Source organism: Streptomyces sp. NPDC016309, from assembly GCF_043077235.1.
Lineage (GTDB): Bacteria > Actinomycetota > Actinomycetes > Streptomycetales > Streptomycetaceae > Streptomyces.
The window spans coordinates 68,160-81,047 of sequence record NZ_JBIBSG010000016.1 but is presented as its reverse complement, the minus strand read 5'-3'; the positions used below and the strand labels follow the sequence as shown (position 1 = coordinate 81,047).

Sequence of the window (12,888 nt, the reverse complement as noted above, 5' to 3'; positions counted from 1 at the left end):
GGTCAGTCTGGTGGTACGTGTGCACCCTGGCCACAGGGGCAGCCGGAATAGCGCGGTGCCGGGCACCGTTGTCCGGGGCGGTCCCCCACATACCGGGAAGAGGTAGGCAGCATGAGCACGCTAGAGCTCACCAAGGACAACTTCGATCAGGTGGTCACGGAGAACGACTTCATCCTGATCGACTTCTGGGCTGCCTGGTGCGGGCCGTGCCGCCAGTTCGCCCCGGTGTTCGAGAGTGCGTCCGAGCGCCACCCGGACCTGGTGTTCGCCAAGGTGGACACGGAGGCGCAGCAGGAGCTGGCCGCGGCCTTCGAGATCCGGTCGATCCCCACGCTGATGATCGTCCGGGACAACGTCGCCGTGTTCGCCCAGCCCGGGGCCCTGCCCGAGGCGGCTCTGGAGGACCTGATCGGACAGGCCCGCAAGCTCGACATGGACGAGGTGCGCAAGTCCATCGAGCAGGCGGGACACAAGCCTGACGAGGCCATCGAGCAGGGCGGGACCGAGGCCTGACGAGTCCGCCGGGCGGGCCCGGGAACCCCGCCCGGCCGGCCGGTCGCTCAGCGTTCCAGGACGAGCGCCAGCCCCTGCCCGACGCCGATGCACAGGGCCGCGAGGCCCGTGCCCGAGCCCGCGGCCGCGAGCTGGTGGGCCACGGAGCCGGCGAGGCGGGCCCCCGAGGCGCCCAGCGGGTGGCCGATGGCGATGGCGCCGCCCCGCGGGTTGACCACGGCCGGGTCCAGCTCGGGCCACTCGGCGAGGCAGCCCAGCGACTGGGCGGCGAAGGCCTCGTTGAGCTCGAAGGCGGTGAGGTCCGCGAAGGTACGGCCCGCCCTGGCGAGGGCGCGCTGGACGGCTTCCACCGGTCCGAGGCCGAACAGCTGCGGCTCGATGCCGGTGACGGCCGACGCGCGGATCCGGGCGAGCGGCTCGCGTCCGCAGGCCTTCAGGCCCTCCTCGTCGACCAGCAGCAGCGCGGCGGCACCGTCGTTGAGGGGCGAGGCGTTGCCGGCCGTCACGGTCCCCGTGCCATCGGTACGGAAGGACGGCTTCAGCTTGGCCAGCGCCTCCATGGACGTGTTGTCCCGGACGCACTCGTCGCGGGTGAGGCCGGTGTCGCCGTACGGCACGACCTCGCCGTCGTACAGTCCCGCGGCCCACGCGGCCGCGGCCTTGCGGTGGCTCGCCAGGGCGAAGGCGTCCTGCTGCTCACGGGTGATGGCGTGCTTGTCGGCGACCAGTTCGGCGCCCTCGCCGAGCGGGACGGTCCACTCGGCGGGCATCCTCGGGTTGGTCATGCGCCAGCCGAGCGTCGTCGAGTGGAGCTGCTGGTGGCCGGCGGGGAAGGCCCGTTCGGGCTTCTGGAGCACCCAGGGCGCCCGGGACATCGACTCGACGCCGCCCGCCAGGACCACCGAGGCGTCCCCCACCGCGATGGCGCGGGCGGCCTGGATGACGGCCTCCAGGCCCGAACCGCACAGCCGGTTCACCGTGACGCCCGGTACGGAGACGGGGAGCCCGGCGAGCAGCACGGCCATGCGGGCCACGTCGCGGTTGTCCTCGCCGGCCCCGTTGGCGTCGCCGAAGTAGACGTCGTCGAGGCGGGCGGGGTCGAGGGCGGGCGTGCGGTCCAGGAGCGCCTTGACGACGTGTGCGGCCAGGTCGTCGGGGCGTACGGCGGAGAGGGCTCCCCCGAACTTGCCGATCGGTGTGCGTACGGCGTCGACGATGTAGACGTCGCGGATGCTCATCGGGCGTGCTCCCAGGTGACCTCGTCCGTTCGGCGGGCGAAGCAATCTTCGTCCCCGGCCTCGCGCCCGAGTCTCCGTCCGTGTCCGCCGCCTGTCAACGGCCCCCTCGGGCCGCGCGGGCGGGGGGCTCAGCGCACCCGTGCCGTGAGCCCGTAGGCCAGTTCCGCGCCGTCCACCAGGAGGGCCTCCACGGCCCGGGTCTCCGGGTCGATGTCGGCCTCGACGCCGTCGCCCGCGTACCGGGGGAAGCCGGACGCACCGGTCTCGCCGGTGGCCTCGACGACGGCCGAGCGGACCGCGTCGCCCGCGAGGTCCGACGCGTCGCGCCCCTCCACGTGCTCGGGCACCAGCAGGATCTCGAAGCGCTCCGGATGTGTGTCCATGCAGGCGACGCTAGAGACGTTCCGCCCGCCGCGCACGTCAGGTGGAGGCGCGGTGGGCCGCCCGGACCGCTCGCGAGCGCCGGCGCCGTGCACGGTGGGCCCGGGGTGGTGCCCCGGGGCGGACCGGCTCGCGTCGTCACCCCCGCGCGACGGCCGCGAACACGTCGCGGAACGCGCCCAGGGTGGTGGCCCCGCGCGTACGGTCCAGCACGGCGAAGACGACCTCGTCGAAGTGGCCGGCGAACCGGCCCTCCCCGGTCAGCGGCGTCCGGAAGGCGGTCGCCACCCGCACCGGGTCGTTGCGGAACACACCGCACCCCCAGGCGCCCAGCACGAGCCGCCGGTAACCGCACTCCGCCGCCGTCTCCAGCACCCGCTCCGCCCGCGACGCCAGCGCCGCCGGGATGCGTCCGGCCTCGCGGGGCGAACGGCTGCTGATCACACCGGCGTTGGGCGCGGGCGACGTGAGAAATCCCACGCTGAAAGGGGAGTTGAGGAGTCCGCCCCGGTCGTCGCGGAACACCGGCACGCCCGGCGAGTGGATGACCCGGTCGGTGTAGAAGGGGCTGCGGTCGGCGCGGTGGTGGTCGTAGAACTCCGGGACCCGCAGCAGGGTCGCGTACAGGGCGGAGGAGCGGCACAGGGCCTCCTCCTGCGCCTGGGCCCCGTTGAGGTAGCCGCCGCCGGGGTTGCGGGCGGAGGCGAAGTTGAGGACGGCGACGGGTCCGGGTGCCGTGCCGGTCAGCCGCCGCGCCGCCTCCAGGCTGGACTCCCCGGTGACCTCGACGCGGGTGTCGCGGCCGGTGTCGGGGGTCACCGGGACCGGGTCGGGGCCGTACATCGCGGTGCCGGCGAGGGCGGCGGTGACCTGGGGGCCGATGGTGACCGGCCGGCCGTCGGGGGCCCGGTAACGGCCCTCCGCGACAATCTCCTCGGTCCGCTTGGCGATCTCTCGCAGACGTGCACTCATACCCGGCATGCTCGATAATCAATCAAGCTTCAGGCAACTGGTTTTCCGCCCCCGAGGGCACTCTTGTGCGATCACCGGCCGGTGGCTTAGGTGGGACGGAACCCCTTCTCCAGGAGGAACCCATGCCACTGAGCGACGTGCCGGACAGCGGCGGTCCGCTCGCCGAGGACGAGGCCGAGGACCTGCTGCGCTGCATCTGTTTCAAGACCGGGCCGCCCCGCGCGGTCGGGGTGGAGCTGGAGTGGTTCGTCCACGACCGGCACACCCCGTGGCTCCCCGTCGCCGCCGGCCGGCTCGGTACCGCCTTCGAGGCCCTGCGGACCCTGCCGCTGGAATCGGCCCTGACCTTCGAACCCGGCGGGCAGCTTGAGCTCAGCTCGCCGCCCGCCGCGTCCCTGATGGAGTGCGTCACCACCGTTTCGGCCGATCTGGCGGCCGTGCGGACCGCCCTGGACGCCTTCGGCCTCGTCCTCACGGGCTCCGGCACCGATCCCTGGTGCCCGCCCCGGGAGCGGCTGCTGCGCGCGCCGCGCTACGACGCCATGGAGAGCTACCTGGACCGTACGGGTCCGGCCGGCCGCGCCATGATGCGTGACTCCGCCTCCGTGCAGGTCTGCCTCGACGCCGGTCACGAGGAGCCCGGGCCGCTGGGCTTCGAGCGGCGCTGGCGGCTGGCCCACCTGCTGGGCCCGGTCCTGGTGGCCGCGTTCGCCAACTCCCCCGTCCTGCACGGCAGGCCGGCCGGTGCGCGGTCCGCCCGGCAGGGCCTGTGGGCCGATCTCGACCCGGTGCGGGGCACGGCCCCCGACACCTGGCGGAACCCGCGCGACGCGTGGGCGGCGCACGTACTGGACGCGCCCGTGATGTGCGTCCGGGACAAGGACGGGGACGGAGGCGGGGCGGGGCCCTGGGAGGTGCCCGAGGCGCTGACGTTACGGGAGTGGCTGCGCTCCGGGGAGCCGAGACCGGCCACCCGCGCGGACCTCGACTACCACGTCACCACCCTGTTCCCGCCCGTCCGGCCGCGCGGGCATCTGGAACTGCGCATGATCGACGCGCAGCCCGGCGAGGACGGCTGGATCGTGCCCCTCGCCGTGACGGCCGCCCTGTTCGACGACCCGGAGGCGGCCGAGGCCGCGTACCGCGTGGTCGAGCCCCTCGCGGGACCGGCGCCGGCCGGTTCCCCGCCGCCGCGTGACCCGCTGTGGCGCGGTGCCGCGCGGGACGGCCTGGCGGCGCCCGCGCTGCACGGGGCCGCCGTGGCCCTGTTCGCGCTCGCGCTGGAGGCCCTGCCCCGGAGGGGCGCCTCCCCCGCCGTCCTGGACGCCGTCGCCGCGTTCCACGAGCGCCATGTCCTACGGGGCCGATGTCCCGCCGACGACCAGTTGACCCCCGTGACCACGGCCCGGGCACCCCGGAAGGACGTCCGCACATGACCGACCCCGAGCAGCTCAGGCGGCGGGCGCTGGAGGCGCTGACCACCGCCCGGGCCCGCACCGCCCTGCTCACGGACTGCGTCGAAGACGGTGACCTCACCGCCCAGCACTCACCGCTGATGTCGCCCCTGGTGTGGGACCTCGCGCACATCTCCAACCAGGAGGAGCAGTGGCTGTGGCGGGCCGTGGCGGGGCGGGAGGCGCTGCGCCCGGAGATCGACTCCCTCTACGACGCCTTCGAGCATCCCCGGGCCACCCGGCCCGCACTGCCGCTGCTGGCGCCCGCCGAGGCCCGCGCGTACGCCTCGGACGTACGCGGCCGGGTCCTCGACGTCCTGGAACGCACCCCGCTGGAGGGCGGCCCGCCGCTGGTCGACGCGGCGTTCGCGTTCGGGATGGTGGCCCAGCACGAACAGCAGCACGACGAGACCATGCTGATTACCCATCAGCTCCGACGGGGCCCGGCTGCGCTGCACGCCCCCGAACCGCCCCGGGACGGCTCCGGCGACGGGCTGCCCACCGAAGTGCGGGTGCCGGGCGGGCCGTTCACCATGGGCACCTCGGCCGAGCCGTGGGCGCTGGACAACGAACGACCGGCGCACGCGCGCGTGGTACCGGAGTTCTTCATCGACACGGTGCCCGTGAGCAACGGCGCGTACCTGGCGTTCATCGAGGACGGCGGCTACCGGGACGAGCGCTGGTGGGCGCCGGAGGGCTGGGCGCAGATCCGGCAGCACGGCATCGGCGCGCCGCTGTTCTGGCGCCGTGACGGCGGACAGTGGCTGCGCCGCCGGTTCGGTGTCGTCGAACCGGTCCCCGAGGAGGAGCCGGTGCTGCACGTGAGCTGGTACGAGGCCGACGCCTACGCCCGCTGGGCGGGCCGCCGGCTGCCGACCGAGGAGGAGTGGGAGAAGGCCGCCCGCCACGACCCGGTGTCGGGGCGCTCACTGCGCTACCCGTGGGGCGACGACGACCCCACGCCCGGGCACGCCAACCTGGGCCAGCGCCACCTGCGGCCCGCGCCCGTGGGGAGCTATCCGGCCGGGCGGTCGCCGCTCGGGGTACGGCAGCTGATCGGCGACGTGTGGGAGTGGACGTCCAGCGACTTCCTGCCGTACCCGGGCTTCGTCGCCTTCCCGTACCGGGAGTACTCCGAGGTCTTCTTCGGTCCGGGCCACAAGGTGCTGCGCGGCGGCTCGTTCGCCGTGGACGCGGTGGCCTGCCGGGGCACGTTCCGCAACTGGGACCTGCCGGTGCGGCGCCAGATCTTCTCCGGGTTCCGCACCGCACGGGACGCGGAGGCCGGCTGATGTGCCGTCATATCGCCTGTCTCGGAACGCCGGTGCCGCTCGGCGAGGTGCTGGTGGAGCCGGCGCACGCCCTGTACCGGCAGTCCTGGGAGCCCCGCAGGCAGCGGTACGGGACGGTGAACGCGGACGGGTTCGGCGTCGGCTGGTACGCGGACGGCGACCCCGTCCCGGCCCGCTACCGGCGCGCCGGGCCGATCTGGGCCGACCTGTCCTTCGCCGACCTCGCCCGGGTGGTGCGCACCGGGGGCCTGCTGGCCGCCGTCCGGGACGCCACGCTGTCCGGGGCCGACGCGGAGGCCGCCGCCGCCCCGTACGCCGCCGGGCCGTGGCTGTTCAGCCACAACGGGGCGGTCAAGGGCTGGCCCGGCTCCCTCGCGCCGCTCGCCGCGCGGCTGCCGGCCGACGAGCTGCTGTCCCTGGAGGCCCGCAACGACTCCGCCCTGGTGTGGGCGCTGGTCCTGCACCGGCTGCGGGACGGCGACGAGCCCGGCCGGGCGCTGGCCGACACCGTGCTGGAGGTCGCCGCCGCGGCCCCCGGTTCGCGGCTGAACCTGCTGCTCACCGATGGCGAGACGATCTGCGCCACCGCCTGGGGCGACACCCTGTGGTACCTGGCCGAGCCCGGCCGTCCCCGCACGGTCGTCGCCTCGGAGCCGTACGACGACGATCCGGGCTGGCGCGAGGTCCCCGACCGCACCGTGCTCGCCGCGACCCCCACCGATGTCCTTCTCACCCCGCTCAAGGAGCCGTCCGCGTGAGCCCGTTCCTGCTGACCCGCACCCTGCCCGAGGACGCCACGGGCGCCGACCTGCGCGCCGACGTCCTGCACGGCCTGACCCGTACGCCGAAGGAACTGCCGCCCAAGTGGTTCTACGACGCGCGGGGCAGTGAACTGTTCGAGGAGATCACCCGGCTGCCCGAGTACTACCCGACGCGGGCGGAGCGGGAGATCCTGGTCGCCCGGGCGGCGGAGATCGCCGCGGCCACCGGGGCCCGCACCCTGGTGGAGCTCGGTTCGGGCTCCTCGGAGAAGACCCGGCACCTGATCGGGGCGCTGCTGCCGGAGCTGGAGAGCTACGTGCCCGTGGACGTCAGCGAGAGCGCGCTGCGCGGCGCGGCCGAGTCGCTGACCGCCGAGCACCCCGGGCTCCAGGTGCACGCGCTGATCGCCGACTTCACCCGTGGCCTGGCCCTGCCCGGCACGCCGGGGCCGCGGCTGGTCGCCTTCCTGGGCGGCACGATCGGCAATCTGCTCCCCGAGGAGCGGAAGGTGTTCCTGCGGTCGGTGCGTTCGCTGCTGGCGCCCGGGGACGCGCTGCTGATGGGCACCGATCTGGTGAAGGACGAGGAGACGCTGGTCGCCGCGTACGACGACGCGGCGGGCGTGACGGCAGCGTTCAACAAGAACGTGCTGTCGGTGCTGGCGCGCGAGCTGGGCGCGGACGCCGATCCGGCCGACTTCGACCACGTCGCGGTGTGGGACCGCGAGAAGGAGTGGATCGAGATGCGGCTGCGGGCACGGGAGGCGCTGACCGTGAAGATTCCCGAGCTGGACCTGGCGGTCACCTTCGAGGCCGGGGAGGAGATGCGTACGGAGGTGTCGGCGAAGTTCCGTCAGGAGGGCGTGCGCGGCGAGCTGGCGGCCGCCGGACTGGAGCTGGCGCACTGGTGGACGGACGAGGAGGGACGGTTCGCGCTGTCGCTGGCGACGGCGGTCTGAGCCGCTCGTGCCAGGGCGCGGCGGTCCGCGTGGCGGCCGGCGGGGATCGGGGGCGGGATCCGGATCTCGGCGGTCAGCGCGCGGGCCGTCGCGACCCGCCACAGCGAGGTGGTGAGCGGGTCGTCCCCGACGAAGGCCGCCGGGCCGGCCGGGTGGTAGGCGATGCGTACGGGCTGTACGGGGACGCCCGCGTCCAGCGCGGCCTGGAAGGCGGCGGACCGGAACCTTCCCCCGGACCGGCCGCACCACGTGGAGCCCTCGGGGAAGACGACGACGCGGGAGCCGCTCCGGAGCGCCCCGGTGATGTCCCGGACCGTGCCCGGCAGGGCACGCAGCCGGTCGCGTGCCAGGAAGAGCGTGCCGCCCCGGGCGGCGAGCGGGCCGAGCACCGGCCAGGTCCGCACCTCGCTTTTGGCGAGCATCCGGCCGGGCAGGACGGCGGCGACGAGCGGTACGTCGAGCCAGGAGACGTGGTTGGCGACGACGAGCACCGGCCCGGCGTCGTCCGGGCGGCCGGTGATGCGCACGCGTACCCCGAAGGCGCGGAGCACCGCCCGGCACCAGAGCCTGGTGGCCCGTTCGCGGGCGGCGCGGCCCAGGGGCGCGGTGAGGGGCGCCAAAAGCACGCCGGCGAGCACGGCCAGGACACCGGCCGCCAGCCGCGCCGCGCCCCGGAGGCGGGGGGCGGCCGGTCCCGGCGTACGGGCGCAGTGGCGGGGCGTGCAGGGGGAGGTGGGCAGCCAGGCGCTCACCGGATCGGGGCGAGGGACAGGAAGTGCCGCAGGTAGCGGGGGTCGGTGCGGCGCAGCGACAGCAGGACGAACAGGTCGGCGACGCCGAAGTCGGTGTCGTGCGCGGGCGCCCCGCAGACCCGGGCGCCCAGGCGCAGGTAGCCGCGCAGCAGCGGCGGCAGCGCGGGGCGGTCGCGGCGGTCGCCGGGCCGGGCGACGCCGTCGGCGGACCACAGCCTGCGCGGGGTGACCCAGTGCTCCTCGGGCGCCAGGTGCTTGGCCCGGACCGTGTCCCAGGTGGCGGCGGCGAGGGCACCGCCGTCGGCGAGCGGGACGGAGCAGCAGCCGGCGAGCCAGGTGTGACCGGTGCGGGTCATGTAGTGGGCGATGCCGGCCCAGATGAGGGAGATGACGGCGCCGCTGCGGTGCGCGGGGTGGACGCAGGAACGGCCCACCTCGACCAGGTCGTCGCGGATCGGGGCGAGCCGGGTGAGGTCGAACTCGCCCTCGGAGTAGAGGCGGCCGGCGATCCGGGCCCGGTCGGGGGGCAGCAGCCGGTACGTACCGACGATGTCGCCGGTGGTCTCCTCCCGTACCAGGAGGTGGTCGCAGTAGGCGTCGAACTCGTCGCTGTCCAGGCCGGGTTCGGGGCCGTCGAGGCGCGCGCCGAGCTCCCCGGCGAACACCTGGTGGCGCAGCCGCTGGGCGGCCCGGACCTCATGCTGTTCCCGGGCGAGCGAGACGGTGTAGCGCGGCTGCGGCGCGGCCGGCCGGGGGTGCGGGGCGGGGTGCGGGTGCGGGGCGGCGAGCTCGGTGTGGGGCAGGACGGGTGCGGGCATGGTGGTCTCCTGTGCCGGAGGTGAGGACCCGGACGGCGGGCCGCGGCGGCCCGGCCCCCTACTTCTCCCGTGGCCGGCTGGATTCGGCGTGACCGCCCGGCGGAGCCCGGATGTGCGACGGCTGAATGCCCGGTACGCCCCCGGGCACCCGACGGCCACCCCAGGGGCGGGACCCAGCGCGCCCGCCCCCGCCCGGGCAGCCCGCCCCGGGCCCGGGCCGCGTCCCGGACGTCCGGGACGTCCGGGGACGTCAGCGGTCGGTGGTGAGCAGGGCGGTGATCCTGGCGGAGGCGGTCCTGGCGGCGCGCTCGGGGGCGGCGCCCTGAAGAACCGCCGTCATGTAGGGCTTGATCGGGTTCGCCGCCTCGACGGCCGCCCATTCGGGCGAGTTGGGGGTCGCCCGGCCGCGCGTGGCGCCGACGGCCATCGCCGCGGTGGCTTCCTGGCCGTCGACGGCGGAGGCGAGGGACGACTTGTTGGGGACGTAGTTCATGGTGCGGGCCAGGTCGGTCTGCCACTTCTCGCCGGCCAGCGCGGCGACGACGTCCATGGCCGCGCCACGGTCGCGCGAGTGCAGCGGGATGATCAGGTCGGAGCCGCCGGTGAAGACGGCGCACGGCTTCCCCGCCGTCTTCCCGGGGATCGGGAAGAAGCCGAGCTTGCCGCTGAGCGCGGGGTTCCGTTCCTCGATGGCGGCCGCGACGCTCGGCGGCGCGATGATCTGGGCGACGTCGCCCCCGGCGAAGACCTGCGCCTGGGGCGGGGTCTCCTCGTCGGCGTCCTTGGGCCCGTCGCCCAGCTCCTGGAGCTCCTTGTAGACCTCCATGCCGCGCAGGGCGGCGGGGCTGTCCAGGGCGCCGGCCCACTTGCCGTTCCTCTCCACCGCCAGCTCGCCGCCCTCGTCCCACACGAACCCGGCCAGGGTGTACCAGTCCTGCCCGGCCAGGTAGATGCCCTGGGTGCCGCCCGGGCCGGCGTCGAGCTTCTCGGTGTCCTCCAGCCACTCCTCGCGGGTCCTGGGTGGTGCCGTGATCCCTGCCCGTTCGAACAGGTCCTTGTTGTAGATGACGACCCGGTTGGCGGCGTACCACGGGATGCCGTACTGGGCGCCGTGGACCTTGCCGGGTTCGGCGAGGCCGGGGAGCCAGTCCTCGTAGCCGAGGTCCCGCACCGATTCGAGGGTCAGGTCGTGCAGCAGCTCGGTCTCGGCGTACTGGGCGACCTGGGTGTTGCCGACCTCGATGACGTCGGGGGCGTCCTCGCCCTCCAGCGCGGCGGTGACCTTGGGGCCTATGCCGGTCCACTCCTGGAAGGTGACCTCCAGCTCGATGCCGGGGTGGTCGTTCTCGTACGCGGTGGTGAACCGCTCCAGGAAGTCGTCGGACACGCTGCCCTTCATCAGCCAGACCGTCACCGTGCGGGAGCCGGCCGCCCCGTCGTCGCCGGGCAGGACACCGCACCCGGTCAGGACGGGCAGGGCCGCGGACACGAGCGCGCAGGCGCGGGCCAGGAAGCGCTTCTTCACGTAGGTCACCTTTTGCGTGTGCGGAACGGAGGACCCGACGTGGGGGGAGACGAAGCGGGTTCGCCACGGGCGGATGGCTGGATTTTGGTATGGACCAAGTGGTGGGTCAAGGGGGGCCGGGCGACCGCTCCGCCACCCGCCGGCCGGTCATCGCCGCGCGGAGCCGGGCGCGGTGGTGCACCGTGGAAGGACGCGCCGGACGACGACCGCCGGACGACGACCCCCCGGAACCGGACCATGACGACCGGGCGAACGAGGAGACCTCCATGTCGCACCACACCTACCGCGTCACCGAGATCGTCGGCACCTCGCACGAGGGCGTGGACGACGCGATGCGCAACGGCATCGCGCGCGCCTCCGAGACGCTGCGGAACCTGGACTGGTTCGAGGTGACGCAGGTCAGGGGTCACATCGAGGACGGGCGCATCGCCCACTACCAGGTCGGGCTCAAGGTCGGCTTCCGGCTGGAGGACGGCGAGACCGCGGGCTGACGCCCCCTCGCACGTCCTCCCCCGCCCTTCCGCCGCGGGCGGCACCCCCTCCGTACGGTCCGCCCGGCGGGCGGGCCCGCTCAGGTGCGGCCCTCCTTCTCCTGGGCCTCCTCCAGCGCGGTGGAGTCCGTCGCCCAGCGGGCGCGTAGGACCCGGTAGCCGGCCCGTTCGGCGGCGTCGCAGACGAGTTCGTCGTCGTCGACGAGCATGCGGACCTCGCGCGCGGCGGAGAGCCGGCGGAGGACCTCCAGCTTCGTGACCCGCGCCGGGCGGCGGTCATGGTCGCGGCGCATGTGGACCGGGCCCTCGGGCAGGCCGTGTGCCGCCAGCCAGGCGCGGGTGTCCTCGCGGCAGCGTTCGGGACGCCCGGTGAGGTACACCACGTCGCAGTCCCCGGCCGCCTCCCGGCACAGCCGCACGCCCTCGGCGAGCGGCGGGTCCTGGGGGGCGGCCGCGAAGAAGGCGTCCCAGTCGCGCGGCTTGCGCTCCAGGAAACGCTGCCGGTGGGCGGTGTCGGAGAGGGTGTTGTCCAGGTCGAAGACGGCCAGTGGCCTGCGGTTCCGTGTCACGGCCCCCAGCGTAGGGAACGCGTACACGTCGCGCGGGAACGCGTACGCAAGCGCGTGGGGAACGCGTACGCGACGCGTACGGGAGGCGTACGCCCTCCGTCGGGGAATCTCCGCCGGGCAGGGGCGTTGTAGCAGGGCGTGAGTTCTTCGATCGCCGCGACGCGTCTGTCGGTACTGGACCGGTCCCGCACCCGTGAGGGGGAGGACGCCCGGGAGGCCCTCATGGGCACCGTGGCCCTCGCCGCGGAGGTGGAGCGGCTGGGTTACCACCGCTTCTGGGTCTCGGAGCATCACGGCGTGCCGGGCGTCGCCGGTTCCGCGCCGACCGTCCTGGCGGCCGCCGTCGCCGCCGCGACGCGCACCATCCGGGTGGGCACGGGCGGGGTGATGCTGCCGAACCACCAGCCGCTGGTGGTGGCCGAGCAGTTCGGGGTGCTGGAGTCCCTGTTCCCGGGGCGGATCGACATGGGTCTCGGCCGCTCGGTGGGCTTCACCGACGGGGTCCGGCGGGCGCTGGGCCGTGACAAGAAGGACGCCGACGACTTCGCCGGGCGGCTCGACGAGCTGCTGGGCTGGTTCACCGGTGTCCGGTCCGCGCACCCCGGGGTGCGCGCGTACCCCGCCGAGGGGCTGCGGGTGCCCCCGTACCTGCTGGCCACCGGAGGGGGCGCGGCGATCGCCGCCGCGGCGGGGCTGCCACTGGTGATCGGCGACCTGAAGGGCCGGGCGAAGGTGGTGGCGGCGATCGAGCGCTATCGCGCGGACTTCCGCCCCTCGGAGTGGTCGGAGGAACCGTACGTCGTCGTGGCCGGCACCGTGGTGGTCGCGGGGACGGAGGAGGAGGCGGCCCGGCTGCTGGTGCCGGAGGCCTGGGCGCTGGCGTACTCGCGCACCGAGGGCGTGTTCCCGCCGCTGGTGCCGCCGGAGCGGGTGGAGGGCCTGCCCATGACGGCCCGGCAGCGGGAGTTCTACGAGTCCGGCCTGCGCGGCCACGTGTACGGCACGGAGGAGCAGGTGGGAGACGCGCTGGAGAGGGTGCTGAAGGAGACGGCGGCCGACGAGATCCTGGTCACGACCAGTACGCACGACCGGGCGGCGCTGCTGGACTCGTATCGGAGGCTCGCCCGTCTCGCGGGCCTGACCAGCGTAAACACCTAGACTGG

The 12,888-nt window shown here is 74.6% G+C and carries 14 protein-coding genes; 7 read left to right on the top strand and 7 right to left on the bottom strand.

What is annotated here, in order from left to right; translation table 11 throughout:
- Positions 1-111 precede the first annotated feature (111 nt).
- Positions 112-513, top strand: a complete 402-nt coding sequence (gene trxA, locus ACF068_RS29690) for a thioredoxin (protein ID WP_392277390.1) — start codon at positions 112-114, stop codon at positions 511-513.
- 47 nt (positions 514-560) lie between these two features.
- On the opposite strand, the gene ACF068_RS29685 is transcribed toward trxA, so the two are convergent.
- The 3 genes from ACF068_RS29685 to ACF068_RS29675 form a co-directional block, all read right to left on the bottom strand.
- Positions 561-1,751: a thiolase family protein gene (locus tag ACF068_RS29685; RefSeq protein ID WP_392277389.1), complete on the bottom strand. Its 1,191-nt coding sequence runs from the start codon at positions 1,749-1,751 to the stop codon at positions 561-563.
- A gap of 128 nt (positions 1,752-1,879) precedes the next feature.
- Positions 1,880-2,134, bottom strand: coding sequence for a hypothetical protein (locus ACF068_RS29680; protein ID WP_392277388.1), 255 nt, complete (start codon positions 2,132-2,134; stop codon positions 1,880-1,882).
- 136 nt (positions 2,135-2,270) lie between these two features.
- On the bottom strand, positions 2,271-3,104 hold the full coding sequence (locus ACF068_RS29675) for a TIGR02452 family protein (protein ID WP_392277387.1): 834 nt from the start codon (positions 3,102-3,104) through the stop codon (positions 2,271-2,273).
- Positions 3,105-3,226: 122 nt separating this feature from the next.
- Here ACF068_RS29675 and egtA point away from each other — a divergent pair, with 122 nt between their 5' ends.
- Genes egtA through egtD form a run of 4 tightly spaced genes read left to right on the top strand, consistent with a single transcriptional unit; the run spans position 3,227 to position 7,570 of the window.
- Positions 3,227-4,540 (top strand): ergothioneine biosynthesis glutamate--cysteine ligase EgtA, encoded by a 1,314-nt coding sequence (gene egtA, locus ACF068_RS29670; RefSeq protein WP_392277386.1) that lies wholly within the window; start codon positions 3,227-3,229, stop codon positions 4,538-4,540.
- The gene (egtB, locus tag ACF068_RS29665) at positions 4,537-5,850 is read left to right on the top strand and encodes an ergothioneine biosynthesis protein EgtB (protein ID WP_392277385.1); all 1,314 of its coding nucleotides are present in this window, start codon (positions 4,537-4,539) and stop codon (positions 5,848-5,850) included. The genes egtA and egtB overlap by 4 nt, the downstream gene beginning before the upstream one ends.
- Positions 5,850-6,608 carry an ergothioneine biosynthesis protein EgtC gene (gene egtC / locus ACF068_RS29660; protein ID WP_392277384.1) on the top strand — a complete coding sequence of 253 codons (759 nt, stop codon included), beginning with the start codon at positions 5,850-5,852 and terminating at the stop codon, positions 6,606-6,608. Before egtB ends, egtC begins: the two co-directional genes overlap by 1 nt.
- On the top strand, positions 6,605-7,570 hold the full coding sequence (gene egtD / locus ACF068_RS29655; protein WP_392277383.1) for an L-histidine N(alpha)-methyltransferase: 966 nt from the start codon (positions 6,605-6,607) through the stop codon (positions 7,568-7,570). The genes egtC and egtD overlap by 4 nt, the downstream gene beginning before the upstream one ends.
- Here the strand turns inward: egtD and ACF068_RS29650 are convergent.
- The 3 genes from ACF068_RS29650 to ACF068_RS29640 form a co-directional block, all read right to left on the bottom strand.
- Positions 7,465-8,322 carry a lysophospholipid acyltransferase family protein gene (locus ACF068_RS29650; protein WP_392277382.1) on the bottom strand — a complete coding sequence of 286 codons (858 nt, stop codon included), beginning with the start codon at positions 8,320-8,322 and terminating at the stop codon, positions 7,465-7,467. The genes egtD and ACF068_RS29650 overlap by 106 nt on opposite strands.
- Entirely contained in the window at positions 8,319-9,140 is an 822-nt protein-coding gene (locus ACF068_RS29645; RefSeq protein WP_392277381.1) for a GNAT family N-acetyltransferase, read from the bottom strand. Before ACF068_RS29645 ends, ACF068_RS29650 begins: the two co-directional genes overlap by 4 nt.
- 250 nt (positions 9,141-9,390) lie before the next feature.
- Entirely contained in the window at positions 9,391-10,665 is a 1,275-nt protein-coding gene (locus ACF068_RS29640; RefSeq protein ID WP_392277380.1) for an extracellular solute-binding protein, read from the bottom strand.
- 266 nt (positions 10,666-10,931) lie between these two features.
- Between ACF068_RS29640 and ACF068_RS29635 the strand changes: the two genes are divergently transcribed.
- Positions 10,932-11,156, top strand: a complete 225-nt coding sequence (locus tag ACF068_RS29635) for a dodecin (RefSeq protein WP_392277379.1) — start codon at positions 10,932-10,934, stop codon at positions 11,154-11,156.
- A gap of 80 nt (positions 11,157-11,236) precedes the next feature.
- On the opposite strand, the gene ACF068_RS29630 is transcribed toward ACF068_RS29635, so the two are convergent.
- Complete coding sequence (locus tag ACF068_RS29630; protein ID WP_392277378.1) at positions 11,237-11,725, bottom strand: hypothetical protein; 489 nt, start codon at positions 11,723-11,725, stop codon at positions 11,237-11,239.
- Between the two features lie 138 nt (positions 11,726-11,863).
- Between ACF068_RS29630 and ACF068_RS29625 the strand changes: the two genes are divergently transcribed.
- Positions 11,864-12,883 (top strand): MsnO8 family LLM class oxidoreductase, encoded by a 1,020-nt coding sequence (locus ACF068_RS29625; protein ID WP_392277377.1) that lies wholly within the window; start codon positions 11,864-11,866, stop codon positions 12,881-12,883.
- Positions 12,884-12,888 lie beyond the last annotated feature (5 nt).